This is a genomic window from Flavobacterium sp. W21_SRS_FM6 (assembly GCF_052119645.1).
Classification (GTDB): domain Bacteria; phylum Pseudomonadota; class Gammaproteobacteria; order Enterobacterales; family Alteromonadaceae; genus Paraglaciecola.
On the sequence record NZ_JBGQOM010000012.1, the window covers coordinates 1 to 25,747 of the forward strand.

Below are 25,747 nucleotides of genomic sequence, written 5' to 3' on the forward strand. Positions count from 1 at the left end.
TCCTCAAATAGGTAAAGTAGTTAGGTTTAGGTTTGAAACAAGTTAGTGTGTTGGCCTGTCTCGATGGACCTATTAAAGCCCATTAAGGCTGTTTAAAAAATCTACAATGCGATACTTAGGTATAGGGTTTTATAACTGTTGTTTAAGCGCATTGTCATAGTTGAGTGATTCGCGTGGAGTGACTTTATTTGAAGAGTACTTGATAGTGGTGAGTGGCAAATAACGAGCTTTGAGTAGCCCTTATAAGTGAGCGTTACACAGTAAATTACACCACAAAGATTTTTAGCTTAACTACATCTTATGAGTAAAAGACACGCAATAAAAAAGACACTCATAGTCATTTGCTATGAGTGCCCTTGTATGTGTTAGCGCGAAACAGCTATTAAAACCCTAAGGTAATTTGACCGCGTAGTTCACCACTGGGATTTGCCGTAGTATGAAAGTTGGTGTACAAGCCGCCCGCTTGCATCAGGCCCATTGAGGCTGAATCTAAGGTGGTGTTAACCGTCCAAACACCATCACCGGCATCAACAAAGCCTACAGCGACAGCGCCATTTTCGCCTGCCTCTCCAATGTGGATATGGCCCATTGTAGGCGTGATATCAAAGAGGTTCATGGTGCCGTTAATTTCCATCGTTGTGGTATTCAAGGTAATGGCACCCACGGCGGTAGCGCTTGTTGTTACCGCAGGTACTTCTTGTGCTCCTGTGGCCACGACGCCGTAAACCTCAATATTGGCTGGCGTAATTTGCCCTCTTAATTCTCCGCTAGGATTTGCTGGGGTGTGAACGTTAACGTAATGTCCGCCTGACAGCAGTAGTTCAGCGGTCGTGTCATCTAGCTCAATTTCACCACCTGTGCTCCAAACATAGGCATCTGCTGCTAAGGCTGTTGCATCTAAACTGAGGGCTGCTAATACGGGGCCGTTAACGCCAGCAAAACCAGTATGAATGTGTGCCATAGTGGCATCGTTTACGCCGTTGGTTACTACGTTTAGGGTTACACCATTATTCAGGGTGTTGAACAGAGCATAGCCGTAGCCTATTGCTTCGCTAGTGACTTGCGGGATTTCTTGTAACCCACTTAGACCAAAGGTCACTACAGCAGTGGTATCAGGCACTATTTGACCGCGCACCTCACCACCTGGATTAGCCGGAGTGTGCACATTCAAATACCACTGACCACTTAATAGGGCATTAAGAGAGCCTGCAGTCAGCTGGCTTGTGTCTAGGGTAAACAAGCCATCATTATTACTAGTCAAGCCGAAGGCGACTGCACCATTCATGCCTATGCTGCCAGCATGGACGTGTGCTGCTGTTGCGCCCTCTACCATGCTTGCGTCTAGGGTTACTCTAAAGGCGGGTAGGCTTTCGTCTATTTCAATGGTGGCAGTTGCGCTTGAATCCGTCATAACCATTGGTACTTCTTGACTACCGCTTAATTGTACGGTGTAGGTTTTACTGGCAGTAAACGCGGGGGCTAGATTATCTGCCGTTAGTAACGTAGGCCCATTGTCAGAATCAATTGCGATCGCGGTATATACCTTGTTTACCTCAAGGCCAAGGATGCCTGTTTCAATTGCTACCGTTTTGGTTCCTGCGGCTGTTACCGTGACAATATAATCGCCTGCGGCTAGCTCAACATAGCCTGTTTCACTTAGCATGGGGGTGGTGAATGCAACCCCCGCAAAGGCTGGCTCAACATTAGCAATATCGCCGTCTGGCGTAACATAAATATCTACATTTCCTGCTGATGGAGCGGCGTGAAAGATACGTACTTTTGCGGCAGTAGCGATAGGGCGTGGCATGTCGGTGACTAAATCTAAGCCGATTGTAGCAAGCTCGCTATTAGCAAAAGCCGTGTAGAACATCCCCTTTTCTAAAGTGATCTGTGCATCATCAATTGCCACAATCGAATTGTCACTGTCGACTGCCACATCAATTAAGTAGGTGTTTGCATCAACTGAGATGTAAGCAGTCACATCAGGAAATGCAACGCCATCAAATAGGGTCAGTGCGTTATTAGCTATGACATCAACGGCAGGCGCGTCAGGCACCGCGTGCACCACGCGAATATCGGCTTTAGAATTAACGTCCCACAAGATAAACGAATCTGTGCCGTCGCTTGCTAATAAGCTAACTGGAGAAGAGCCTGTTCCAGTGTTTGTGGTGGCTATGACTAATAAATCGGCACCAGCGGCAAGCTCAACTTCACCGGAGTCATAGACGACGGTTTTGCTGCCAGCGGGCGTCAACCGGATTTGATAACTACCTGCCGGTACTTCAACTTGACCTGTGGCGTCTTTATACGCAGCGGTCGCGAGTGGCTGTTCAACTTCGATATCGGCCATTGGTGCAGTCACATACACATCTACGGTAGGCGCGGTCGATGCTGCATGCACCACTTGAACGCGGACATTGCCAGCAGTGACATCGGAAAGGGTGTTAGATACCACTAGAGGCTCAATGCTCGTGTCTGCTACCGAGCCTACTGCAAGCACGCTATAGGTCATGTCTTCATTTAACAATAGGGTTTCACTGATGACGTCTGCGTTGTCACCGGGTAAGTTCGCTTCGACGCTGACTGGGTATGATCCACTGTCTACTTCAATCCAAGCCGATGCTCCTTGATAATCAATATTGTCGAGAGTTTGATTGCCATAGGTGATGTTTACACGTGGTGCATCATAAGCCGCGTGAATAAATCTGAGGTGAGATTTTGCAACGGGCGTAATGGCATCATCTGAATCGCTATTACAAGCCGTTAAGCCAACCGCTAACGAAGCGACAATTAACCCTTTTGTAAGTATTGCTCTGAATCTGTTCATATTAATACCTTGTTAAAGAAATGATTGTTTTTTGTGCGGTTTTGTTACGGCCTGAAATTTTAGGAGGATCACAGAAATTTGCGCAAAGGCGTAAATGACTTAATTCATGCTTTGAAAATAAGGCGAAAATATTGTGAAAACAGTCGTTTAGCCTTAGTTGTACTCGCTGGTATAAATAGAAGCTAATTTTGTTGAGAAAATTGTCTATGTAAGCTTGTTGTAGTCGCTGACGTTAATTTTTTCTGCTTGTTGATCGTTTGCAGTTATTCTGCGGCATGTGATGGAGGCACGGTTTTATCAACATCGCCCTTATTCCTCACTATGTGGGCAAAGGGCGCTTGTAAGCCTGTTTAAATTAAACGCGATGTGCTCTTAAAGCGGTTAAATTCAGCCACTACTGCTCAGCAGCAGGCGGGGTAACATAAATAGCTACAGCGTGGCTGAGCTGGTTGGTGACTGGGAAACTGAGTCCGATACCTATGCCCACATTTCGGCCTGACATTCCGGTTCCAGAGCCTACTGAGCCAGTCACTTGTTCTTCAGTTTGTTGCAGCAGTACGCCATTGGCACCTAATGCCGCCGCTTCGGTTTTTAGGCGCGCAATAATCACTCGTTGCATAGCGTCATCACTAAAGGCTAACGCATTTTTGCTACTTGCTTGGATAAAAGCAATTTGCTCATACTGGGCTGGTGCCGTGTAATAAATCTCAACTTGCTCGGCGTTAATTGCGGGGCGTTTTTCACCTACTATTTGCCGAGAACTGGTCGAGCAGGCACTTATAAATAGGCTAGTGAGTACTAGCATGACTAATTTTATGTTCATACAAACCCTTGATAATGGTGGACGTAGATGCAGCAAATCATAACTCGCATTGCGAACGAGCAATAGCCCCCTTGAGGTAATACAAAAAAATAACAGTGCTTAGCGTGCTGATTAAGTTCACTTAATTTTCTTCACAAATTTTGTGGTATTTCACTATGTCGTTACCTTTTTTTTCGAATCGGCTGATATCGAGATTAAACCCGTTTCTTTACTTTATTTTTCGGTTTAGATATCACATTCTGCCAATGTAGAATTAACGTTTTGTTAACCCACTAGCAATATGGCGCTTAACAATGGTAAACGAGGTGAGTAATGAATAGACGGCAAATATTAAAGTATACTGCCATGCTAACGGGTGCTGCAATTTGTGCACCTTTAACAGGAGTGATGTTATCGGGGTGCACTGAACAGGTAAAAAACACCCCACCCGTGATTGCAAATTTACACTTTTTTTCATCAGAAGATTTTCACTTATTGAGCCAGTTGGTCGATGTCATTTTACCAAAAACTGACAGCCCATCAGCTTCTGAAGTGAAGGTGGACTACATCATCGACAATATGTTTGGGCAAGCCTATCCCGCTGATTATCAGCAAAAATTCATGACAAATTTTGCTGAGTTAAAAGCATTTTTTACTGAAAAAGGGTTTGCTTCACTCAATGCGAAAGAGCAAGAAGCTCTGCTGTTAGCGCTTGAAGGGCTGCCTGAAGCTGAGCGTACTAATGCCTATTGGGCCTATATCGATTTGAAGCAGCAAACAGTCGCCTTTTATTTATCTACTGAAGCAATCGCAGAACATTATCTTAACTATTTACCTATCCCTGGCGAGTTCAAACCTTGTGTACCGCTAGCAGAATTGGGTGGTAAAGCGTGGGCAATTTAAACATGAGTGAAAATAATACATTTGATGCCATTGTTATTGGTTCGGGCATTAGTGGTGGTTTTGCTGCCATGGAACTGTGCACTAAAGGTTATCGTACCTTAGTGTTAGAACGTGGACCGATGATTGAGCACGGTGATTACCCCACCGCCATGTTGGATAAGTGGGATATGCCCAATCAAGGCAAAGTATCACAACAAGAGATCAGTAAACATTACCCTAAACAAAATCGTTTAGCGTGGTGGGTGAATGAAGATAACAAACACTACATCAACAAAGACGATGAGTACCCCTATCACGAAGATGAACGGTTTGATTGGATAAGAGGCCATCACGTGGGCGGACGTTCTTTAATGTGGGGGCGTCAATGTTATCGCTGGAGTGATATTGATTTTGAAGCAAACCTGAAAGAGGGCGTTGCGGTTGATTGGCCGATTCGCTACGCAGACATCGCCCCTTGGTACGATTATGTCGAGACGTTTGTAGGAGTTAGCGGGCAAGCTGAAGGCCTCAAACAAGTGCCTGATGGAGTATTTTTAAAACCCTTTCCACTTAATTGCGTTGAGCAAAAATTTCGTGAAGTCGTGGCAGAAACTTACCCCGAGCGGGTGGTTACACCAGGGCGAATTGCGAATTTAACTGAGTATAAACCCGAGGTGCATAAGGGCCTTCGCGGGCAGTGTCAAAGTCGCGATCGTTGCTGGCGTGGTTGTCCTTTTGGCGCTTATTTTAGCAGTCAGGCAGCGACCTTACCTGTCGCCAAGGAAACCGGTAATTTAACCATTCGTCCCGACAGCATAGTTATGGAAATTTTGTATGATGCACAAGCAGGTAAAGCGTCAGGCGTTAGGGTAAAAGACGCGGTAACAGGTGATGTGACTGATTATCATGCGCGTATTATCTTTTGTAACGCCAGTACGGTAGGTACAACAGCTATTTTGCTAAACAGTCGTTCAGAAACCTTTCCAAATGGCTTGGGGAACAGCAGTGGTGAGTTGGGACACAATATTATGGACCACCATTATGGTATGGGCGCTTCTGGATTGTGGTCGGGTAACGAAGATGATTATTATCAAGGGCGCAAACCCACTGGGTTTTACATCCCACGTTTTACTAACATAGACGAACAAACTGAGCAAAAAGAGTATAAACGTGGCTTTGGTTATCAAGGCGGGGCAAGGCGCATTGAGAATATACCTGAGGGCAAAGTGGGCCTTGCACTTAAGGACGAGATATTTAAACCAGGGGCGTATCATATTGGCATGACATGTTTTGGCGAAATGCTGCCACATCATGACAATCGTATGTACCTTAATTTTGATGAGCGTGATCAGCATGGGATGCCGATTATTACCTTTGATGCGAAGTTGCGTGAAAACGAATTAGCCCTACGTGAACACGGGGTTAAATGTGCAGTTGAGATGCTTGAAGCAGCAGGTTGTACTAACATAACCAGTTACAACAGCGTGACGGCTCCCGGTGCGTGTATCCACGAAATGGGTACTGCAAGAATGGGCCGCGACCCCAAAACCAGCGTGTTAAATCAGTGGAACCAAATGCATGATGTACCAAATGTATTTGTTACTGATGGGGCCTGTATGACTAGCTCTGGCACACAAAACCCCAGTATCACCTATATGGCGTTAACGGCACGAGCTGTGGATTATGCGCATAAACAAATCGAGGCGGGTAAACTTTAGTTTGACTGCTGATTAGCGGCAAAACGAGCTTTCCATTGTAGACGAGCGGCGGCTAAGGTTTGCTCCTTAGTGTGTTGCTCAGAGGAAAGTTCTGCCGCAATTTGCTCAATTATTTCATCTCGTTGGGCAATCAGTTGGTCAGCTTTAGCAAACAAATCTTGCGCTTCTGGATATTGAATTTTCAGAGGCTCAATGTCGTACAATGCATAATAAGCTTGCTCGACGGCATCATTAAATAAACTGCGTTTTGCATGAAATTCAAGGTAGTTAATCGCCATATCTGACTGCAAATAATGAATGTCATCTTCTGGTAAGCCCGCTTCTTTTGCAAGATCCGTGGCTTTAACCAACCACGATTTTACCGTGGCTTTATCATTTTGTTTAACCGCTTGTTTTACTCCGGCCACAAGATCGCTGGCTTGAAGGATCTGTTGGCGAGTGATCACCGGCAGTACTTGATTAACATCATCCGCTGTCGTGTCTTCACTAGATTGGGAGTACCAAAATCCTAAACCCGCTAACACAATAATCATCGCAGCCAACAATACTTTCATATACTTACCTCTACTCAAAAACGGGCGCAAAGCCTAGCACACTCTCCTTGGACTCAACAAAACTAAAATGCTTTAATATCTGACCATAAAGTGAGATTAACCACAGGATAGCTGCCATTTGTTAGCGTTTGAAAAGATCAGCCAATATTACCAACATCGTTGCGTATTTCATGATTTTTCGCTGGAAATTTCTGAACCAAGAGTGCTTATCAGCGGCCCTAACGGCAGCGGTAAAACAACCTTGCTGATGTTAGCTGCGGGCCTAATTACCCCTGACAGCGGTAGGGTCACGATGACGCAACAATCGGTTTTAAGGCCTGACAGTAAACAGTATATTGGTATTAGTGCCGCAAAAGTGGCCTTACCCAGTTTTTTAACGGTGGCAGAACTGCTGGATTTTCATGCGAAGCAATTTGTCTGTGACATCAGTGAGTATTGGCTAACGCAATTCGGCTTAACGCCTTACTGGCATACTAAGGTGGCTAATTTGTCGCTGGGTAACTACAAAAAACTCAGTTTACTCACGGCAGTCATGCATCAACCTCGCCTCCTGTTACTAGATGAGCCCGCCAACGGTTTAGATGAAAAAGCCCGTTTGGCACTGAATTTATTGATCAGCGAGTATGAGGGGCAGGTGATTATTGCCAGTCACGAGGCCATGGCGGCGGAACATCAGCATGTCAGGCACATTCAGTTGCAGCGCAATGAGCCTGAATCAGTATGAGTTATTGGCAATTTAGACTCAGGTTGTATAACGAGTCACTTAAGCAGTGGTTGGAGAGTGTAAAACAGATCAGTTATGGCTTAGTGGCCTTGTTTCCTTTGGCAGTGCCCGCACTGATATTTTTGCCTTTTGTTGCGTGGGGGATCCTAGCTGACCCTGGTTCTGAACAAACTCGCTATGTGAATACCCTATGGGGATATTTACTCTTTGTCTACGCGTGGATGCATCTCCAGCATCACGGTATTGTCGCGACTCAGCATCAGTACTATGTTGCCAGTTTGCCCACAACGGACAGTAAAAAACAGTGGGTCGAACTCGGTTTGATTGTATACGGCGCCAATATATTACTGCTTGGTCCGCTGTATTTACTGCTATCGATGTTATACCAACAAGCTAATACCTTATGGCAGTTGCCACTGGCTTTTGTTATTGAACAACTCACGCCTATTTTGGGTTTGATTGCTTTGGTCAGTTATTACTGTGTTGCAGCGGTGCGAGTGAGCACACTACCTTGGCTAAGTTTGTTGCTTATGCCTTTATTCGTCTTGCCATGGGTAACTGAATTGGCAAAAGGACAGTGCTTAGTGCTCTGGTGTGCTGCCATTTTAGTCGAACGGCAACTGTCCCTTCCTCGCTTCAAATTGGGTAGTTGGCCAACAGGGTTTTACCGATTGCAGCTTCAAGCAGACATTTATAGCCCGCGCTCTGAGAGTTTGCGATTTGTCGGGGTACTGCTGGTGAGCATTTTACTCGGTCTTATGTTTCACGGAGTAAAACCAGAGGCGCAAAGCTATGTAGCGGGCTTTTTAAGTTTCTGCGCTGCCTTGATCATGGCGAGCAGTTTATTTGATGCGCTCTCTTTGATAGAGCGCTATCAGGGCTACTTCAACAGCTTGCCAGTATCGACGGTAAAACGGCTGTCTCAGTGCGTTTGTTATGTTTTGTGTAAAGCCATTCCTGGCTTGTTACTGCTGGCTTATATTGGAGTGTTCACGGCTATACATTGGGGATTGTGGTTGGTCTTTTACGTCACGAGCTTGATGGGGATTATGCATCGACCTAAGTGGTTTTTTATCTGGCCTGTTATCAGTGCGATTGTGTTGTATTTGCTGGTGGCTTAGGCAAGCTAAACGAGCGGTGGAGCCGCTCGTTAACCGTTATCGTCTATTTTTTATGGCGCTGGCGTAGTACTTGTACTACGTCACTTAAACTTAATTCGCTGGCTTGCAGTAAAACAATTAAATGGTAAAGCAAGTCTGCAGATTCGTTTTTGAGTTCTTCTAAGTCTTTCACCGTAGCCGCCAGTGCTGTTTCAACGCCTTCTTCACCGACTTTTTGCGCAATTCGCTTAATGCCTTTGCTGTATAAGTGTGCGGTGTAACTAGACTCGGGATCTGCACCTTTACGTGAGGCAATTAACTGCTCGAGCTCACCGATAAAACTCAAATCCGCCGATTCACTATCAAACCAGCACGTTTCAGTGCCTGTGTGACAGGTAGGGCCGTTTGGATGGGCTAGCACCAATATCGAGTCTTGATCACAATCAGCACTGATTTCGACTAAATCAAGGGTGTTGTTTGAGGTTTCGCCTTTGGTCCACAAACGCTGCTTTGAGCGGCTAAAAAAAGTTACTTTGCCGCTTTCTAAGGTATGGGCTAGGGCATCTTGGTTCATATAACCCTGCATTAGCACCTTACCACTTACGGCATTTTGCACGATGCATGGCAACAGGTTATCCATTTTTTGCCAAGCCAGCTCTGCAATGTTTTGTTTATTAATTTTCATGTCAATCTCGAATTTGGATGTTTTGCGCTCTTAAGTAAGCCTTTAAGTCTTGAATAGGGATAATGCCTTTGTGAAAAACCGATGCCGCTAATGCGCCATCTACATCGGCTTGCTCAAATACATGACTAAAATGCACCAACTCGCCAGCACCGCCAGAGGCGATTAAGGGCACTTTACAGCTTTGACGAATTGCGGCTAATTGTGCAATGTCATAGCCTTGGCGCACGCCGTCTTGATTCATACAATTCAGTACGATTTCGCCCGCGCCGCGTTGTTGTACTTCTTTGACCCAATCAGCGGTTTGCCACGTCGTTACTTGTGTGCGGCTCTCGTCGCCTGTGTATTGGTGCACTTGATACACACCGGTATCTTCGTTGTAGTAACTGTCGATACCAACCACCACACATTGCTGGCCATAGGTATCATGTAATCGTGTAATCAGTTCAGGATCGGCCAAAGCAGGGGAGTTAACTGATATTTTATCGGCTCCCATTTCAAGAATATGGCCTGCTTGCTCAACGGTTTTAATTCCGCCGGCCACACAAAAAGGGATGTCTATTACTTGGGCAATGCGAGTTACCCAGCTTTTGTCGACTACTCGTTGGTCACTTGAGGCCGTGATGTCATAAAACACCAATTCGTCAGCACCTTCTTGGGCATAACGCTGGGCGAGGGGCACAATATCACCAATTATTTCGTGGTTGCGGAATTTTACCCCCTTTACCACTTTGCCATCTTTTACATCCAAACAGGGGATAATGCGTCTTGCGAGCATAATATTTCCTTCAGGGCAGTTTCGAGTTACTAGCAACGAGTTTCGAGCTGCAAAATTTAAATCAACATCAAGTCGTGAGCAACGAGCGACAAAAATACTAACAAGCGGCTTACCGATATAAACCCCAAACAACCGCTATAACTAAGCTCGCTTAGCCGGTTCTTTTGCTGGTAACTCGCTGCTCCTCGTCGATATTTGTTAAACGACTTGGCTCAACCAACCATGGGTATCAGGTGCTTTGCCCCATTGAATATCATTCAATGCTTGTCGTAATTTTTGCGTGGTTGGGCCTGCTTCACCGGTGCCAACCTTGTGTTCTTTGCCGTTATGGATAAAGGTACCAATTGGCGTTAATACTGCTGCCGTACCAGATAAGGCGGCTTCTACTAAGGGTTTCGCGGCACGTTCGAGCAATTCATCTACGGTGATATTGCGCTCACTTACCGTCATACCTAAATCAGCGGCAAGCGTTAAAATAGTAGAGCGTGTGACACCGTGTAAAAAGCTGCTGTCTAAGCCTTTGGTGATGATTTCGTTACCATCGATCAGTAAAAAGTTTGCGGCACCGGTTTCTTGCACGTCACCGCCTGGACAAAACAATATTTGGTCGGCTTGTACTTCTGCTTTGGCTCTTAAAATAGGACCTAAGGCGCTGGCGTAGTTACCGCCGCTTTTAATCATCCCCATGTGCGGTGCGCAGCGCATGCCTGTCTCATCTAACAAAATACGCAGAGCTTTAGCGCCAGCAGTAAAATAATCACCAACAGGTGATAACAATACATATAACATGGACGTTGCTGTTGGGGCGGCGGCCTTACCAATCGCACCTTCAGTACCAATATGGGTAGGGCGAATGTACATTGAACCGGGAGGCTCCGGTACATCAGCCGCATATTGTGCCACGATATCTAAAATCATCTGTGATACTTGGCTTTCATCAATCGCCGGCAATGATAAGAAACGACTACTTTGAGCAAAGCGTTTCACGTTTTGGTCCATTCGAAAAACGTGCACACTGCCATCAGAATGGCGAAAGGCTTTCAAGCCCTCAAAGCATGTACTGGAGTAATGCAATACGTGGGCACCTGGATGCAATTGAATGCTGTCTGCTGCAACTGTTGCTGCAGGGCTCCACTGATTGTTTTCGAAGGTGGTTAATGCCATCTTGGGCATAAACACGGTACCAAACGCCGCCATTGTCGATTCCTATTAAGTTGTTTGTTTTCTAAGCACAGATCTTTTGCTCTATGCTGCTTTAATACTGATGCGCTGAATTATTCAGTAAGCCTCTTTGCATGGCAATTAACAAGCGCCGCTATGGCTGATTAATTGTTAACTGTGGTGTTTGCTAAAGTTGCCAGTCTTTATCAAGCCCTTTTCTATGCTTGCCAGCAGGCAATCGCTTGCTCAACCGTAAATTTACCTTCCAGTAACGCTCTGCCTAGTATCACGCCACTGACACCGCTGGGCTTTAAGATTTCAATATCGGCTAATTTGCCTATACCACCAGAGGCTTGCCATCCTACAGTGGGAAAGCGTGCGGCAAGCTCAGTATATAACGGATGATTTGCGCCTTGCAGTGTGCCATCACGGCTAATATCTGTGCAAAGAACATGTTGTGCGCCCACCGACAAAAAGTCTTCTAACAAGGCTTCAATAGGCACTCCTGAGTTTTCTTGCCAGCCGTGGGTGGCGATAAACTTATTCCCACTTTCGTCGATATTAATATCAAGAGCTAAGACGATGGCTTCGCTACCGTATTTTTGCATCCATGATTTAACCAAAGCAGGCTCTTTCACCGCTAATGAGCCGATAACCACACGTTTTACACCAATAGCAAGCAACTGTGCCACATCGTGCTCGGTACGAATTCCACCACCGGCTTGAAAGTCCATACGTTGAGTGGCTACCATGTCACCAATTAATTTAAGCTGACGTTTACTGGTGTCTTTGGCGCCGGTTAAATCAACAATGTGTAACCATGTGGCCCCTTGGTCAGCGTAATCATTAACCACATCAATAGGGTTCAATTTGTATTCAGTTTTTTGTGCGTAGTCGCCTTGGTAGAGACGAACCACATTTCCATCAATTAAATCTATGGCTGGGATAATCATATTTATAACTCAATAAAATTCTTTAAAAGCTCAGCGCCAGCATCGCTGGAACGTTCGGGGTGAAATTGCACACCAAAAAAATTGTCTTTGTGTAATGCCGCAGAAAAGTCCATCCCATATTGGCAACTGGCCATAGTATATTCACCCACCGCCACGGCAAAACTGTGCACAAAATAAAAATAGGTGCCAGCTGGTATGCCCTTGAACAAAGGCGCGTCGCCTTGAGGACTTACGGTATTCCACCCCATATGTGGTAAGCGTAAATCACCCACTTGCATGCGTTTTACTTCGCCCGGTATCACGTTCAAACAGGCAGTAGAACCACTTAAGCTTTCCGCTGACTTTTCTACCATCAGTTGCATACCTAAACAAATGCCTAGCACAGGTTGTTGTAAGCCTTGAATGCAGCTAATCAGGTTTTTTTGCTCGATGCTGGCCATCGCTGCATTAGCACTGCCAACACCAGGCAGAAACACTTTGTCAGCGCCACTAATAACGCCTAGATCATCACTGACATGTACGCTCACACCGAGTCGTTCAACCGCAAACTTAACCGAGGAGATATTCGCGCAACCCGTATTTACGATAACAATTTGCTGGCTCATGCTTACAGCGCTCCTTTGCTGCTTGGTAAGGCTTCGCCTTGTTTGTGAATGGCTTGACGCAGTGCACGGCCAAAGACTTTGAACAAGCTTTCTACTTGGTGATGAGCATTGCCCTCAGTGGTCGACAGGTGCAACGACAAACCCATTGCTTGGGCAATTGAGTAGAAGAAATGCGGCACCATTTCTGTGGCCATGTCACCCACTTGATCACGGCTAAATTGCGCTTCAAATTTAAGGTGGGGACGGTTTGAAATATCCATAATACATTCTGCGCGGCACTCGTCCATTGGCAAGGCAAAACCAAAACGGCCAATACCGCGTTTGTCACCCAAGGCTTTTTTCAAGGCTTCGCCTAATGCTAGGGCGGTGTCTTCAACGCTGTGGTGATCATCGATATGTAAATCACCATCAGTTTTAAGCGTTAATTCAAAACCACCGTGGGTAGCAATTTGATCAAGCATATGATCAAAAAAGCCAAGGCCGGTGTGAATACTGGATTTGGCAGTAGAGTCTAAATCGACGGTGACTTCAATATTGGTTTCAGAAGTCTTACGCACAACCGTAGCCACCCGACTTGAAGACAATAGTTGTTTTTCAATGGCTGGCCAGTTGATGGTGTCGCGATCGTATTTTATGCCAACAATGCCCATATTCTCAGCCAATTGGATATCAGTAGGTCGATCACCAATGACATATGAACGGGTGAAGTCAACATGGCCTTGCTGTAAATAGTCTTTCACCATACCTAACTTGGGCTTGCGGCAACTGCAATTTTCATGGTCAAAATGCGGGCAAATTAATACGTCGTCAAACTTCACACCTTGACTGGCGAAGATGGCCATCATCATGTTGTGCGGCGCATCAAAGTCAGCTTGTGGAAAGCTGTCAGTGCCTAAACCATCTTGGTTAGTGACCATCACTAGGCGGAAGCCTGCTTGTTGTAACTTCAATAAAACCGGGATCACCTGAGGTTCAAACACTAGCTTTTCTAGGCTATCTAATTGTTTATCGATAGCGGGCTCTTCGACTAGTGTGCCATCACGGTCGATAAATAGAATGGCTTGTTGGCTCATGCTGGTGTTCCTAAGGTTTGGTAAAATTGATTAATTAACGCCAGTAATTGTGCATTTTGTTGCACGCTGCCCACAGTAATACGCAAGCAGTTGGCCAAATTACGTTGTTTACTCTGGTCACGAATAAACATTTTGTTGCTGACTAAAAAGTCCATCAGCGCTTGTTTCTGCCCGCAGCGAAACAGAATAAAGTTAGCTTTATCATCACCGATTAGCTCAATACCGGGTAATATTTGCAAGGACTGCTTGAGTTTACTTTTTTCATCAGCTATCGCTTTTACTTGCTCGTTCATCAAACGAAGGCCATTGGCACTCAGGGCTTGTGCGGCAATTTGTGCCACTGGCTCTGGCATCGGGTAAGGCGCAATGACTTTAAGTAAAGTATGAATAATGGCTTCGTTTGCTAAGGTAAATCCACAGCGAATACCTGCCAGTGCAAAGGCCTTAGACAAGGTTCGTAAAATAACCAAGTTTGGGTAGTCTGTTAAGCGCGGAGCAAAGGTGCTTTGTAAGTCAAACTCAATATAAGCCTCATCCACTACCACTAGGGCAGAGTCAGAAAAATGCTCAAGTACTTGCTCGATTTGCTCGGCGGCAACACGGGTGCCTGTAGGATTATTAGGCGAGCAAATAAATACTATGTTGACAGCATCCTTAAAACTTTTTATGGCATCGATATCCAAGGAAAAGTCGTTATTAAGAGGGGCTATTTCAACGCCTACATTGCAGGTTTCTGCGCTAATCGCATACATGCCATAAGTAGGCGGGCAAATTAAAATACGGTCTTGGCCTGGCGTACAAAAAGCGCGAATGAGTAATTCAATGCCTTCGTCTGCGCCGCGGCTTACCAAAAGCTGCTTATTGTTCACGCCGGCATAGGCGGCATAAAACTTAATCACCGAGCTTGGCTGGCAATCGGGGTAGCGATTCAATCGATCGCAATCCAGTTCATAGTCATTGGCAAAAGGCGACTCGTTGGCATTTAACCATACGGGCACTTGAGCATCTTGGCTATTGTCGCTGGCTGCAAATAAGCGTCTGGCTGATTCATACGGCACTAAGACTTTTAAATTTTCGCAGACAAGTCTGTCAACTAAGCCTTCAACCATGGCCTTGTTATTACTTTGGCTCATCGTTTTTCTCCAATATTCAAGCGCAGTGCAACCGCTTGTCTGTGAGCATCTAAGCCTTCAGCGTCAGCCAAATCCATAATCGCATTACCAATGTAGCGTAAGCCTTGGTAACTGAGTTCTTGCACCGTATATCGGCGCATAAAGTCTGCTAAACCCAAGCTAGAGTAATTGCGTGCATAGCCATAGGTGGGCAATACATGATTAGTACCACTGGCATAATCACCGGCTGATTCAGGTGACCATTGACCAACAAAAATAGACCCGGCATTTTTTAAGCTTGCTAAGGCTTCACGGGCTTGCTCGACCTGAACAATTAGGTGTTCTGGTGCGTAGGCATTACTGACCTCATACGCTTCTTCAATGGAGTCGGTCAATATATAACGACTGTGCTCAACGGCTTGCGTCGCTATGGTTTGACGACTCAATGTAGTGAGTTGTTCTGCAACTTGTGCTTTTACAGCTTCAATTAAGACTGCGCTGTCTGAAACCAGCACCGCTTGTGAGTCAGCGCCGTGCTCGGCTTGCGATAATAAATCAGCAGCGACAAATACAGGGTTGGCTTTGGCATCTGCAATGACCAGCACTTCTGAAGGGCCTGCGGGCATATCAATCGCTGGACCTGCTGGAATACGGCTCACTTGTTGTTTGGCTTCTGTCACAAAACTATTACCAGGGCCAAAAATTTTATCAACTTTAGCAATGGATTCTGTGCCTAAGGCAAGCGCGGCAATTGCTTGTGCACCGCCCACTAAATAAATTTCATCAATGCCACACAACTGAGCGGCATAGCGAATTTCGAGGGCAATTTCACCCTGCTTATTGGGTGGCGTACATAAAACTTTGCGTTCACAGCCTGCAACTTGGGCTGTTACGCCTAACATTAAAACGGTAGAAGGTAAGGGCGCACTGCCCCCTGGAATATACAAGCCAACAGAGCTAAGTGGAGCGTGTTTTAACTCGCATAATACCCCAGGTGAAGTTTCTACTTTCACATCAGTGGGGTATTGTGCCTGATGAAAGCGTTTGATATTGGCATAGGCTTGTTCAATCGCGCGTTTTACTTTAGGCGAAAGTTGGGCTTCAAGATCTTGCATGGCAGAGTCAGCAATAGGTAACTGACTGAGCTTCGCACCGTCAAAACGTTCCGTAAGAGCAAATAACGCTTGGTCACCTTGCTCTTTAACTTGTTGAATAATATCAGCAACAATTTGGCTTAACTTGGCATTGTCGGCCATCGCCGGACGACTCAGTAAAGCGAGCTGTTGCTCAGTATTTAGCGCTGACCACTTTTGCATGACTGTTGCCTGCTCCTAGTTCATCATCTTTTCAATAGGCATAACAAGTATTGAGCTACAACCCAACGCTTTTAGCTTTTCCATGGTTTCCCAAAATAAGTTTTCAGGGCTAACGACATGGATGGCCACAGTATTATCGTTGCCTGCTAAGGGGAGAACCGTTGGGTTTTCAGAGCCTGGTAGTAAGGTTTTAACCTGCTCTAAATACGCCTTAGGCGCGTGTAACATAATGTATTTACTTTCTTTAGCTTGAATTACCCCGTCAATACGTGGCAATAGTTTGTTAATCAGAGCTTGTTTGGCTTCGGGTAATTCACCAGAGCGTTGAATGAAAATTGCTTTTGAGCGGAAAATCACGTCTTCTTCGTGTAAACCATTCGCCTCTAAGGTGGCACCAGTTGAAACCAAGTCACAAATTGCTTCGGCAACACCTGCACGAGGTGCAACTTCAACTGAGCCTGTTAACATAACCGCTTGTGCATCAACGTTATTTTCTTTGAAAAAACGCTCTAATAAAAACGGGTAGGTGGTAGCGACTTTTTTGCCTGTTAAAGACTGCACACCTTGGTAATCAAACTCATTAGGTACCGCAATAGACAAACGACAACCACCGTAATCTAAACGACGTAATTCTTTATAGTCATGGCGTTTGCCTGCTGCTTGGCGCTCAAGCATTTTTTCTTCTAATTCGTTTTCACCGATAAAACCAAGGTCAACGACACCGTCCATCACTAAACCGGGGATATCATCATCGCGCACCAACAAGAGGTCGATGGGTTGGTTAGTAGAATGAGCAATCAACAAACGATCGCGTATTTGTAGTTTGATGCCAATGGCTTTTAACAACGCAATGCTGTCGTCACTAAGGCGACCTGATTTTTGCACTGCGATACGAAGTCTGTTGTTATCACTCATGTTTTATCCCGTTTAATTTTCTAAATTCAAACTGTTATTGGCAACATTGCCTGATATTCATTGCGAGGGGCCTTTAAATGAAAAACCCCCGAAAGTTGCCTTCCGGGGGTTGAGAAAAAATTCTGCGCCACTGGAAGGGTAATTAAACCTTCCAGCCTAGACCTGAAAGGTTAAGCTTTATGGTGGTGATGGACGCCTTGCAATGAATTTTTCAAAATTTTTTTCCTGTGCTTAGGAGCGTTACAACATTATGAATCATCATATAATGTTGTGCCCTCAATCTTGGCGCATACATTATTCAATTGGCTTTATTAATGCAAGCCTAAATCAAGCTTAAATGAAGGTTTTTGCCTCTTACTTAAAACAAAATCGACTAAATAGGGTCAAACGAGTAAGGTGTTTTTTTAAAGACCTATATCAAGGAGACGATATAGTGAATAGCCGATTAAAAAGTGAGCGATAAATTATGTCCAGCGATTTACTTTTTTCAGTGTTACCTAGAGAAGGCAAAGTGCCGATTGCTCATGATGAGTTAAAGGTGCAAAAAGTGGAAAAAGAAGCGCCCTTACGTGAATTAAGCGATGAAGAGCAAGAGTTGCACTTAGAAGAACGGGACGCTCGCCAACAACAGCAATCTCAGAATAAGAAAAAAAAATCAGCGCTTGCTACTGACAATAGTGAGAAAAGCGCCGAGCAGGACACTGAATTAAAAAAAACTGATGAAGATGACAAGGGTTTTAAACATCTCGATATCTATGTATGAACAAAACCCCGTGTCGATTAATTTTTGGCGAAAAACTCTGCTCTAGTAACAGGGTCGCTTTTAAACTTACCGCCTAATGCACTGGTTTTAGTGTAAGACGTGTTGTCACGGATGCCGCGGGCTTTTACGCAGTAATGGGTAGCATTAATGGTTACTGCCACGTCATCTGTGCCTACAATGGTTTGGATCGCCACAAGAACTTGCTGAGTTAAACGCTCTTGTACTTGTGGGCGCTGGGCAAAGAAATCCACTATCCGGTTTATTTTTGACAAGCCTAATACTCGCTCTTTCGGGATATAAGCCACAGTCGCCATGCCATCAATTGTGACAAAGTGATGTTCACAGGTGCTGGTCAAGCTCACGTCACTGACTTTAACCATTTCACTGGTTTGCATTTTATTGTCAATGGCGGTTACTTTTGGGAAATGGCGGTAATCTAATCCCGAAAAGATCTCGTCGACGTACATTTTTGCAATGCGAAGTGGCGTATCGGACAAGCTATCGTCGTTTAAATCTAAACCCAAAGTCTGCATAACTTGTTGCATAGCACTTTGAATGCGCGAACGTTTTTCCGCGTCAGTTAAGCCATTATCAACCATGGGGGTTTCAAGCCCTTGGTCAATCAAGGCCTTTCGCACCGCTATTGCTTGTTCAGAAAGTGAATCTCGTACTGACACCACTTTGGTTTTTAACATTTATAGTTCCTTCGGAATACGCCTGAGGCACAATGAGTGTTAGGCAAATTTAATTTTTGTGATTTATTTCTGATCACCATAGGACCCAAAACGTAAGTAAGCTGATTTCGGATTACTTAAAAATTAAAAAGAGGACAATCAATTGCCTAATTCTATCATCATTACTGGGGGAACTCAGCGTCTTGGTTTAGCGATTGCTGAAAATTTATGCAAAAAAGGCTATGAAGTTTTAGTAAGCTATCGAAAAAACCACGATTCACATCAACAATTGCGTGAAAAAGGCTTGAAGTTGGTGCAAGCAGATTTTTCGACGCAAGGCGGAATAGATGACTTTATTGGCTATGTTAAACAGCATTACTGTGCACTTAGGGGCATTATTCACAATGCTTCTGATTGGGCAGCGGAGAGTGATGATGGCGAACCAGCAGCGCTTTTTAATCGCATGATGCAGGTGCATGCGAGCGCACCTTATCAGATGAATTTAGCGTTTCAATCATTGCTTACCCAAAGTGATGGGGTCACTGACATTATTCATATGACTGATTACGTGCATGAAAAGGGCAGTAAAAAACACATCGCTTATGCCGCGAGTAAAGCTGCTTTGCACAATTTAACCTTGTCGTTTGCGGCGTCCTTGGCACCCAAAGTGAAAGTGAACTCCATTGCGCCTGCTTTGTTGATGTTTAATGAGCATGATGACGACGTTTACAAACAAAAAGCCTTAAAAAAATCATTGTTAGAAATATGCCCGGGAGCACAAGAAGCGGTCAAAGCGGTAAACTTTTTATTAGACAGTGATTATGTCACTGGTCGCACAATGTCCTTAGATGGTGGTCGACACTTAAAGTGATTTACAGTTTTAGGGCGCCCAACAATTGAAAATATTGCGTTTATTTAGGGCTCTTGCTACTTTCACGTCGAGAATAAATACCACCCATAAATAAAGGGAACTTAGATGTATAAATTATCTGTTGTAGCGGGCGTCAGCTTATTATTAATTGGTTGTGGTGGTGGTGCTGGATCAATTGGTGGTAACGGTGGAAGTACACAAAACACACTATCGCTCACCCTGAAATACGAAAACATTTGTGGGCAGGTAACGCCTGCTACTGATGCTGCCATCATCATTCACAAAAATGATATGTCAAATGAGAAAATCATCATGGCCAATGCGAACGGCCAAGTAGAATACAAAAGCAGCGCTAGTACAGTCACATTTTCAACCATTATGCGCGACACTAATTTAGTCGCCAATACGCACCCTGTCTATATGCGCACTTTTATCGATCATCCAATGATAAACGCAGATGAAGTTGTACTGTACAATCAGGATGAGAGCTCGTGCACATGTCAAACTTCGGATCTGAAAGTCAATTTACCAGTCAACGCTTTTGTTGAAACGGCCAGACTTTCTGGAGTACGGTCTACTGGAAACATGCAGATGGAGGTAGGCTCTGTGTTTTTCTCGAATGTAGAATATTGTCAGAATTCCGCAGGGCAATGGCCTTTGGTTACTGCGTTTGTGAAAACGATCCAAAATGAAGCGTTCGGGGCAATAGTAAATGATATTGCAAGCGTGTCAGAGGTCGAAGCAAACCTACCAGGCGTACCTTTGTCAATTAGTGCAGATGACCCTAATGTTCAAGTCTATTCTTGGATTGAGGGAAACAGTTATTTTAGAAACTACGATCACAATTATTCAAATGACGTCTACGGTTTTGAAGCTGATGAAGTTGATTTCTACTCCATTGATGCTTACGACTTTACGGATATTTACGATGTCGAGGGCGTCGATTTGGCCCTAATATTGACCTCCTCAGCGGTCTATACTGATAATCTTTATCAAAACTTTTATTTGCAAAAGCCTGAGCTCGACTACTTAGCGCTTGTGGAGATTATTGATGGCCCAGGTAATTATGCCGTTGAAGATAATTATGGTTATGATTATGTGGTTGTATCGTTAGATGCAAATTATGCGAATGAACCCTTGTTATCATGGAACATTATTGCCCCTTTGTCCGGCAATGCTATAAATGTAGATAATATAGAAATAAGTCAGTTTATAAGTGATTCGGTACTAGAAAATTACGTGGATGGCACATTGATTAGCATTGGTGCTCGTGGGTATGCAGGGATTAACGGTTATCAGGACTATTTGACAAAGATGATTGGCAGAGAGCCGGCAGATTCGCTTAATTCTTTGTGGTCAAAACGGGTGTATTCTTCAATGACGATCAGTATGTCAGGGATGAATTTTGCTGATTTTAGCAGTGCTATGTCACTTAAAAATGTCGTTAACGCCAAACGGGTCTCCCGTTCACAGCCTAAGTCCACTATTCAATAATTTTACCAGCCCATTTAGCGAAAGCGCCTCAGGGCGTTTTCGTTTTTACGGTTACTTGCGCAATGAGCCAACTTTAAGACTGCTAGTTCCCTTGGTCATAGTATCGCTTTTTTTTTCAATCAGATAAATCCATTGGTTCCTATCAGGCCGCCGCCATTCAAATAATGTCGGGCGAATCAGCCAAGCTGGACTTTCATCTTAACATCGCATTCAATCAGGCTTGATAATGGTAAAATATTTCGGAGCAACAAAATGTTCAAAACTAGGTTTATAAAAATGGTAGTCGGTACTTGTCTGGTTTTAGTTGGCACACAATTTTATGCAGGGGCCAGCGAAACCACAGCAGATGATTCAAAAATCAATAGAGTGTTAGACGACTTACACGACGCGGCCAGCAAAGCACAAAAGGATCGTTACCTGGCATTGTTTACTGAGGATGGGGTATTTATGGGCACCGATGACTGGGAGCGATGGACCCGCCCAGATGAGTTTGATGCCTATGTTGAAACAGGGTTTAACAAAGGTGGATGGACTTATTTTCCAGTTGAGCGTCATATCCAGTACTCCCCAGACGGCAACACAGCTTGGTTTGATGAAATAACCGAGTCCCCGAAGTGGGGACGATTTCGAGGCACAGGTGTGTTGATACGCCACGCAGATAATTGGAAAGTGGCTCACTACGCTTTATCTTTTTTGGTACCAAACGAGGCTTGGGAGCAAGTGTCAAAGATGAGTACAAAAGCATTTGAAACTCGTAAAAATAAGTAACCTGCACTTCTGAACGGGGATGCGCGGTTACTTTTTTAGTTGTGCAACAAGCGTCTTTTTTGAATGAGTTTAGTGTGCCAAAACCAAACTCATTTAACAATTCAATTTTTATCTATTAGGTCCATGCCACGTCAGTATGGTACACCTGATGGACTTGAGCTAATGGCAGTGTGTTTAAAATTTAAACTGAGCACTTGACTTGTCTACGCCAATAACTAAGGTTAGTGAACCAATACGTTAGGCAGTCCATAATGTTCAATAAACTACTTAAACAGCAACTCGCTGACGCAGAAGCGAAACTCAGTCCTTTATTACAAATTATTGATAGTCTTCATTCAGAAATGTTGCATCTTACTTTGGATGTGAGTGGCACTATCACTTCAGTAAACACCTTATTTGTGCAAGAAACTGGGCTGACAGAGCAACGTTTGATCACCGAGTCGCTAACGAATTTAGTACCTAGTCACGCGCGGGTCACTAATCACTACAAAGAGTTAAATAATGCAATTAGCCAAAAGGAACATTGGGCTGGGGCGGTTGAACTTCAAAGTAATAATCAAGTGGTATGGCTTAGAGTCGTTTTACAACCCATTCTAAATCAAGCGGGAGTGTGTCAGAGTTTTGATGTTTTTGGCTCTAATTTAACCAGGACGATTGAACATTCTAGGCAAAACGAAAATTTGGTTGAAGCCCTGAGGCGCTCAATGGCGGTTATTGAGTTTTTGCCCAGTGGCGAAATTATCACCGCAAATGAACTATTTCTTAAAACGATTGGTTACTCTTTAAAGGAAATCCAGCACAAACATCACAGAATGTTTTGTACTGAAGAAGAGCGCAGCAGTCAGCAGTACATTGATTTTTGGCAACGCCTTAATAGAGGAGACTTTATCGCTTCGCGGTTCAAGCGTATTGATAAGCAAGGTCAAGAGCTTTGGTTAGAAGCGTCCTACAATCCGATATTCGATAGCTACGGTAAACTTTATAAAATTATGAAGTTTGCGACCAATATCACACCGCAAGTGATGAGAGAGCGGCAAGTCAATAGTGCGGCAATTTTAGCAAATGATACCTCAGAACAAACAGGGGTGTACGCCTCCAAAGCGGCTGAACTAATGAGAGAAACCGCTGGTGTGATGGAAAAATTGTCTGAGCAAATGAAAATAGCTTCTGAGAATATTGATGCCTTAGAAGAACAGTCGAATGCCATCAGTGCGATGGTTAATTCAATCAGTAGTATTGCTGATCAAACCAATCTTTTGGCGTTAAATGCGGCTATTGAGGCAGCTCGAGCCGGCGAACAAGGCAGAGGCTTTGCTGTGGTGGCTGATGAAGTCAGAGAGTTGGCGTCGCGAACGTCTAAATCCACAGAAGAAATTATCCGGGTTGTCGCGAAAAACGAGGCGCTAACCAAGACATCGGTTGATACGATCAATGCCGGTAGGGGAACAGCTTCTGACGTTGTAGAAAGACTCAAAGCCACCAACCAAGTGATTCATGATATTCAAGAAGGTGCGAATAAAATTTTGGACTCAGTGTCGCATCTGCGCAATAAATAGTCCCCATTGGAGATATGGAGCGTTTCACGCAGGCAGCAATGATAGCCTCAAGGATCGCCGTTTTTTGTGCGTAAGAAGCAGGCCATTACGCACAAAAAAAACTTATGTCGACAACATTTAGCGCTGAGCAACCCTCAACAGGGGAGGCAAGCGTTTTGTCTTCAACGCACTCATCAAGCATGGATCGTCGTTGCTCACCTTTAAAGCAAATTAGCCTTACCATAATTACCGCACAATTGACCTTTGTTCGAGATTTTTTGCGCATTTCACCATCAAAAATCAACAATAACATGGCAGTCAGTCCCTATATCGTCGGTCAAGGGGCGTTGCGCCCAAGTCGCTGCATATTTGTTTACAAATTAGTCACATCTAATTGCTGGTTTTTACGTATTATTTTGTAAACGTAAGAGGATCATAAGATGAAAAATTTCGACAGTATTATCAAAGGTTTAACGCAAAGTGGTTTATTGACAGGTTTTACTGGCGGTGTTGCGGGCGGAGCATTGTCAGGGGCGTTGATGAGTAAAAAAGGACGAAGTGTTGGTAAAAGTGCGCTGAAACTTGGTGCGTTGGCGGCCATTGGCACAGTGGCTTACAAAGCATATCAGTCTTATTCGCAAAAAAATGCTCAACAATCTACGCCCGACCCGAGTGCGCCATCTCGGGCGAGTCGCCAGGAGGCTGTTTCTCGTTATACTCCTTCTGAGCCAAAAGCCAATTTAACCTATTCGCCAGCCAGTATTTCGAAACAACAATTTGAAAAAGTGATTCATGACGAAGCGTCTGGTCAAGGTCAAATGTTACTGCTCAGAGCGATGATCGCAGCAGCTAATGCTGATGGACATATTGATGAAAACGAAAGGCAGCGTATCTATCAACAAGTTGATAACTTAACGCTTAGCATCAGTGACAAAGCCAGTTTGTTTGACGAATTGCGCAAGCCCCTCTCCCTTGATGCTTTAGTCAATTCAGTACCTAATGCTGAAACCGCGGTGGAAGTATATGCCGCCTCTGTTTTAGCCATCGATTTACGCCAATCAGCGTCAGGCGTCTACCTTGATAGATTAGCCAGTTCGCTCATGATCCCCAAAGAATTGGTAAGCGCTATACATCAGCAAGCCAGTGAAACGGCCTAAAGGCCTGAGCTGTCATCCCTTGGTTTTGTTTCGATGCCACTTGCAAGGTGCTGAAGTCAGCACCCCACAGCATTAATTAAATCGGTTTATTTTTGCCTATTCAAAAGGATGATGCCGCAAGGGGCCGAAAGCACTTACTATGGGTTCAAGACTTTTCAGTTAGAGTAAAAATAATGACCGCCAATTCAATAACTACCCAACAGATATGGGTAGACAAAAGCCATCTATCGCAAACAAAAATTGTGGAGCAAACGCTTGATCTCGGCGCTATTCCTGCAGGTGAAGTATTGCTTAAAGTGGACACCTTTGGCTTTTCAGCTAACAACATTACTTATGCCCTGTTAGGCGACAAAATGGGGTATTGGGGCTTTTTTCAAGCTGGCGAAGGTTATGGCATTGTGCCCATGTGGGGATTTGCCACTGTTGTGTACTCTAACTGCCAAGGTATTGAGCTTGGTGAACGATTATTTGGTTACTTACCTATGGCGTCTCACTGGCTAGTAAAACCCAGTAAAGTATCGCCTCACGGTTTTTTTGATGCCCACCCAGCTCGTAAGAGTATTTCTCCGGTCTATGATAATTATCTACGTTGTGCGCAAGACCCAGGTTACGATCCAGCAAAAGAAGCGATACAAATGAATATTCGTCCGTTATTTATGACTTCGTTTGTCCTGGATGATTTTGTCGCAGAGCAAATTGCTAGTGACGTACAGCAACTGATTTTAACCAGTGCTTCAAGTAAAACGGCTTACGGTACTGCCCATTTGCTGCATAAACATAAGGCCAACAGAGCGGCCCAATACGATGTTATTGGTCTTACGTCAGCATCGAACAAACGCTTTACCGAGCAATTAGGCTGTTACGATCGTGTTTTAAGTTATGAGCAACTTGCTGAATTAAGAACGGATAAATCAACCTGGCTGCTAGATTTTGCCGGAAATAAGCCCTTGATACTGAGTTTACAACAACAATTTTCAGCGCAACTTGCCAGAACCATTTTTATCGGTGTCACCGACGTTGATGCTCAGCAAGACAAGCCTAAAGATAACGTTGAGGGCGAGATGTTTTTTGCACCAGCTCAAGTTAAAAAACGCACGCAAGAATGGGGGCAACAAGGGTTTGCTCAGCACTACGCACAAGCGTGGCAAAGCTTTTTAGCGTTGATTGAACAGCGTCTTGAGGTGAAAGAACATGCCGGAGCAGAAGCCTTGCAAGCGGTGTATACGCAAGGTCTCAAGGGGGGCCTGAGTAACGATTTTATAAATGTACTGCGCTTTTGAACT

25 protein-coding genes and 1 other annotated feature are annotated in these 25,747 nt (G+C 44.5%); of the genes, 12 read left to right on the plus strand and 13 right to left on the minus strand.

Annotated features, from left to right (window positions below; all coding sequences use genetic code 11):
• Nucleotides 1-382 precede the first annotated feature (382 nt).
• Nucleotides 383-2,827, minus strand: a complete 2,445-nt coding sequence (locus tag ACEN2L_RS17315; protein ID WP_441745369.1) for a CHRD domain-containing protein — start codon at nucleotides 2,825-2,827, stop codon at nucleotides 383-385.
• 394 nt (nucleotides 2,828-3,221) lie between these two features.
• Complete coding sequence (locus ACEN2L_RS17320; protein ID WP_441745370.1) at nucleotides 3,222-3,650, minus strand: hypothetical protein; 429 nt, start codon at nucleotides 3,648-3,650, stop codon at nucleotides 3,222-3,224.
• A gap of 312 nt (nucleotides 3,651-3,962) precedes the next feature.
• Between ACEN2L_RS17320 and ACEN2L_RS17325 the strand changes: the two genes are divergently transcribed.
• Nucleotides 3,963-4,532, plus strand: a complete 570-nt coding sequence (locus tag ACEN2L_RS17325; RefSeq protein ID WP_441745371.1) for a gluconate 2-dehydrogenase subunit 3 family protein — start codon at nucleotides 3,963-3,965, stop codon at nucleotides 4,530-4,532.
• A 2-nt stretch (nucleotides 4,533-4,534) separates the two neighbouring features.
• Nucleotides 4,535-6,229: a GMC oxidoreductase gene (locus ACEN2L_RS17330; protein WP_441745372.1), complete on the plus strand. Its 1,695-nt coding sequence runs from the start codon at nucleotides 4,535-4,537 to the stop codon at nucleotides 6,227-6,229.
• On the opposite strand, the gene ACEN2L_RS17335 is transcribed toward ACEN2L_RS17330, so the two are convergent.
• Nucleotides 6,226-6,783, minus strand: coding sequence for a hypothetical protein (locus tag ACEN2L_RS17335; RefSeq protein WP_441745373.1), 558 nt, complete (start codon nucleotides 6,781-6,783; stop codon nucleotides 6,226-6,228). The genes ACEN2L_RS17330 and ACEN2L_RS17335 overlap by 4 nt on opposite strands.
• A 118-nt stretch (nucleotides 6,784-6,901) precedes the next feature.
• Here ACEN2L_RS17335 and ACEN2L_RS17340 point away from each other — a divergent pair, with 118 nt between their 5' ends.
• Both ACEN2L_RS17340 and ACEN2L_RS17345 read left to right on the plus strand, forming a co-directional pair.
• Entirely contained in the window at nucleotides 6,902-7,507 is a 606-nt protein-coding gene (locus tag ACEN2L_RS17340) for an ABC transporter ATP-binding protein (RefSeq protein WP_441745374.1), read from the plus strand.
• Nucleotides 7,504-8,628 carry a DUF6136 family protein gene (locus ACEN2L_RS17345; RefSeq protein WP_441745375.1) on the plus strand — a complete coding sequence of 375 codons (1,125 nt, stop codon included), beginning with the start codon at nucleotides 7,504-7,506 and terminating at the stop codon, nucleotides 8,626-8,628. The genes ACEN2L_RS17340 and ACEN2L_RS17345 overlap by 4 nt, the downstream gene beginning before the upstream one ends.
• Nucleotides 8,629-8,671: 43 nt before the next feature.
• Here ACEN2L_RS17345 and hisIE read toward each other — a convergent pair whose 3' ends face one another.
• The 9 genes from hisIE to hisG form a co-directional block, all read right to left on the minus strand.
• Entirely contained in the window at nucleotides 8,672-9,292 is a 621-nt protein-coding gene (hisIE, locus tag ACEN2L_RS17350; protein ID WP_306021646.1) for a bifunctional phosphoribosyl-AMP cyclohydrolase/phosphoribosyl-ATP diphosphatase HisIE, read from the minus strand.
• Between the two features lies 1 nt (nucleotide 9,293).
• On the minus strand, nucleotides 9,294-10,067 hold the full coding sequence (hisF, locus tag ACEN2L_RS17355; protein ID WP_441745376.1) for an imidazole glycerol phosphate synthase subunit HisF: 774 nt from the start codon (nucleotides 10,065-10,067) through the stop codon (nucleotides 9,294-9,296).
• Between the two features lie 198 nt (nucleotides 10,068-10,265).
• Nucleotides 10,266-11,264 (minus strand): branched-chain amino acid aminotransferase, encoded by a 999-nt coding sequence (locus ACEN2L_RS17360; protein ID WP_441745377.1) that lies wholly within the window; start codon nucleotides 11,262-11,264, stop codon nucleotides 10,266-10,268.
• 182 nt (nucleotides 11,265-11,446) lie between these two features.
• Nucleotides 11,447-12,181: a 1-(5-phosphoribosyl)-5-[(5-phosphoribosylamino)methylideneamino]imidazole-4-carboxamide isomerase gene (gene hisA / locus ACEN2L_RS17365; protein ID WP_441745378.1), complete on the minus strand. Its 735-nt coding sequence runs from the start codon at nucleotides 12,179-12,181 to the stop codon at nucleotides 11,447-11,449.
• Nucleotides 12,182-12,183: 2 nt separating this feature from the next.
• Nucleotides 12,184-12,786, minus strand: coding sequence for an imidazole glycerol phosphate synthase subunit HisH (hisH, locus tag ACEN2L_RS17370; protein ID WP_441745379.1), 603 nt, complete (start codon nucleotides 12,784-12,786; stop codon nucleotides 12,184-12,186).
• A gap of 2 nt (nucleotides 12,787-12,788) precedes the next feature.
• Nucleotides 12,789-13,859, minus strand: coding sequence for a bifunctional histidinol-phosphatase/imidazoleglycerol-phosphate dehydratase HisB (gene hisB / locus ACEN2L_RS17375; protein ID WP_441745380.1), 1,071 nt, complete (start codon nucleotides 13,857-13,859; stop codon nucleotides 12,789-12,791).
• Nucleotides 13,856-14,992 carry a histidinol-phosphate transaminase gene (gene hisC, locus ACEN2L_RS17380; protein WP_441745381.1) on the minus strand — a complete coding sequence of 379 codons (1,137 nt, stop codon included), beginning with the start codon at nucleotides 14,990-14,992 and terminating at the stop codon, nucleotides 13,856-13,858. Before hisC ends, hisB begins: the two co-directional genes overlap by 4 nt.
• Entirely contained in the window at nucleotides 14,989-16,287 is a 1,299-nt protein-coding gene (gene hisD / locus ACEN2L_RS17385) for a histidinol dehydrogenase (protein ID WP_306021653.1), read from the minus strand. The genes hisC and hisD overlap by 4 nt, the downstream gene beginning before the upstream one ends.
• A gap of 15 nt (nucleotides 16,288-16,302) precedes the next feature.
• On the minus strand, nucleotides 16,303-17,202 hold the full coding sequence (gene hisG, locus ACEN2L_RS17390; protein ID WP_306021654.1) for an ATP phosphoribosyltransferase: 900 nt from the start codon (nucleotides 17,200-17,202) through the stop codon (nucleotides 16,303-16,305).
• 80 nt (nucleotides 17,203-17,282) lie between these two features.
• Nucleotides 17,283-17,394 (minus strand) — a sequence feature (His leader region).
• Between the two features lie 274 nt (nucleotides 17,395-17,668).
• On the opposite strand from hisG, the gene ACEN2L_RS17395 reads away from it, so the two are divergent.
• A complete protein-coding gene (locus ACEN2L_RS17395) occupies nucleotides 17,669-17,965 on the plus strand; it encodes a hypothetical protein (RefSeq protein ID WP_441745382.1) in 297 nt (98 codons plus the stop codon).
• Nucleotides 17,966-17,982: 17 nt separating this feature from the next.
• Here the strand turns inward: ACEN2L_RS17395 and folE are convergent, their stop codons facing one another.
• Entirely contained in the window at nucleotides 17,983-18,660 is a 678-nt protein-coding gene (gene folE / locus ACEN2L_RS17400) for a GTP cyclohydrolase I FolE (protein ID WP_441745383.1), read from the minus strand.
• A 142-nt stretch (nucleotides 18,661-18,802) separates the two neighbouring features.
• Here folE and folM point away from each other — a divergent pair, with 142 nt between their 5' ends.
• The 7 genes from folM (at nucleotide 18,803) to ACEN2L_RS17435 (ending at nucleotide 25,744) form a co-directional block, all read left to right on the plus strand.
• Nucleotides 18,803-19,510: a dihydromonapterin reductase gene (gene folM / locus ACEN2L_RS17405; RefSeq protein ID WP_441745384.1), complete on the plus strand. Its 708-nt coding sequence runs from the start codon at nucleotides 18,803-18,805 to the stop codon at nucleotides 19,508-19,510.
• Nucleotides 19,511-19,615: 105 nt separating this feature from the next.
• Nucleotides 19,616-21,004, plus strand: coding sequence for a hypothetical protein (locus ACEN2L_RS17410; RefSeq protein ID WP_441745385.1), 1,389 nt, complete (start codon nucleotides 19,616-19,618; stop codon nucleotides 21,002-21,004).
• Between the two features lie 252 nt (nucleotides 21,005-21,256).
• Complete coding sequence (locus tag ACEN2L_RS17415; protein ID WP_441745386.1) at nucleotides 21,257-21,772, plus strand: nuclear transport factor 2 family protein; 516 nt, start codon at nucleotides 21,257-21,259, stop codon at nucleotides 21,770-21,772.
• A gap of 251 nt (nucleotides 21,773-22,023) precedes the next feature.
• Complete coding sequence (locus ACEN2L_RS17420) at nucleotides 22,024-23,328, plus strand: methyl-accepting chemotaxis protein (protein WP_306023303.1); 1,305 nt, start codon at nucleotides 22,024-22,026, stop codon at nucleotides 23,326-23,328.
• A 155-nt stretch (nucleotides 23,329-23,483) separates the two neighbouring features.
• On the plus strand, nucleotides 23,484-23,729 hold the full coding sequence (locus ACEN2L_RS17425) for a hypothetical protein (RefSeq protein WP_441745387.1): 246 nt from the start codon (nucleotides 23,484-23,486) through the stop codon (nucleotides 23,727-23,729).
• Between the two features lie 18 nt (nucleotides 23,730-23,747).
• The gene (locus ACEN2L_RS17430) at nucleotides 23,748-24,464 is read left to right on the plus strand and encodes a tellurite resistance TerB family protein (RefSeq protein WP_441745388.1); all 717 of its coding nucleotides are present in this window, start codon (nucleotides 23,748-23,750) and stop codon (nucleotides 24,462-24,464) included.
• Between the two features lie 173 nt (nucleotides 24,465-24,637).
• Nucleotides 24,638-25,744 (plus strand): DUF2855 family protein, encoded by a 1,107-nt coding sequence (locus tag ACEN2L_RS17435; RefSeq protein WP_441745389.1) that lies wholly within the window; start codon nucleotides 24,638-24,640, stop codon nucleotides 25,742-25,744.
• Nucleotides 25,745-25,747 lie beyond the last annotated feature (3 nt).

Excerpts from the sequence above, each read along its gene's own strand:
- hisB (WP_441745380.1), bottom strand. The coding sequence starts at position 13,859 with ATGAGCCAACAAGCCATTCTATTTATCGACCGTGATGGCACACTAGTC.
- hisF (WP_441745376.1), bottom strand. The coding sequence starts at position 10,067 with ATGCTCGCAAGACGCATTATCCCCTGTTTGGATGTAAAAGATGGCAAA.
- ACEN2L_RS17430 (WP_441745388.1), top strand. The coding sequence starts at position 23,748 with ATGAAAAATTTCGACAGTATTATCAAAGGTTTAACGCAAAGTGGTTTA.
- hisIE (WP_306021646.1), bottom strand. The coding sequence starts at position 9,292 with ATGAAAATTAATAAACAAAACATTGCAGAGCTGGCTTGGCAAAAAATG.
- ACEN2L_RS17335 (WP_441745373.1), bottom strand. The coding sequence starts at position 6,783 with ATGAAAGTATTGTTGGCTGCGATGATTATTGTGTTAGCGGGTTTAGGA.
- hisD (WP_306021653.1), bottom strand. The coding sequence starts at position 16,287 with ATGCAAAAGTGGTCAGCGCTAAATACTGAGCAACAGCTCGCTTTACTG.
- ACEN2L_RS17420 (WP_306023303.1), top strand. The coding sequence starts at position 22,024 with ATGTTCAATAAACTACTTAAACAGCAACTCGCTGACGCAGAAGCGAAA.
- ACEN2L_RS17325 (WP_441745371.1), top strand. The coding sequence starts at position 3,963 with ATGAATAGACGGCAAATATTAAAGTATACTGCCATGCTAACGGGTGCT.
- ACEN2L_RS17410 (WP_441745385.1), top strand. The coding sequence starts at position 19,616 with ATGTATAAATTATCTGTTGTAGCGGGCGTCAGCTTATTATTAATTGGT.
- ACEN2L_RS17360 (WP_441745377.1), bottom strand. The coding sequence starts at position 11,264 with ATGGCGGCGTTTGGTACCGTGTTTATGCCCAAGATGGCATTAACCACC.
- ACEN2L_RS17415 (WP_441745386.1), top strand. The coding sequence starts at position 21,257 with ATGTTCAAAACTAGGTTTATAAAAATGGTAGTCGGTACTTGTCTGGTT.
- ACEN2L_RS17330 (WP_441745372.1), top strand. The coding sequence starts at position 4,535 with ATGAGTGAAAATAATACATTTGATGCCATTGTTATTGGTTCGGGCATT.
- hisC (WP_441745381.1), bottom strand. The coding sequence starts at position 14,992 with ATGAGCCAAAGTAATAACAAGGCCATGGTTGAAGGCTTAGTTGACAGA.
- folE (WP_441745383.1), bottom strand. The coding sequence starts at position 18,660 with ATGTTAAAAACCAAAGTGGTGTCAGTACGAGATTCACTTTCTGAACAA.
- ACEN2L_RS17315 (WP_441745369.1), bottom strand. The coding sequence starts at position 2,827 with ATGAACAGATTCAGAGCAATACTTACAAAAGGGTTAATTGTCGCTTCG.
- ACEN2L_RS17320 (WP_441745370.1), bottom strand. The coding sequence starts at position 3,650 with ATGAACATAAAATTAGTCATGCTAGTACTCACTAGCCTATTTATAAGT.
- hisH (WP_441745379.1), bottom strand. The coding sequence starts at position 12,786 with ATGAGCCAGCAAATTGTTATCGTAAATACGGGTTGCGCGAATATCTCC.
- ACEN2L_RS17345 (WP_441745375.1), top strand. The coding sequence starts at position 7,504 with ATGAGTTATTGGCAATTTAGACTCAGGTTGTATAACGAGTCACTTAAG.
- ACEN2L_RS17435 (WP_441745389.1), top strand. The coding sequence starts at position 24,638 with ATGACCGCCAATTCAATAACTACCCAACAGATATGGGTAGACAAAAGC.
- ACEN2L_RS17395 (WP_441745382.1), top strand. The coding sequence starts at position 17,669 with ATGTCCAGCGATTTACTTTTTTCAGTGTTACCTAGAGAAGGCAAAGTG.
- hisG (WP_306021654.1), bottom strand. The coding sequence starts at position 17,202 with ATGAGTGATAACAACAGACTTCGTATCGCAGTGCAAAAATCAGGTCGC.
- hisA (WP_441745378.1), bottom strand. The coding sequence starts at position 12,181 with ATGATTATCCCAGCCATAGATTTAATTGATGGAAATGTGGTTCGTCTC.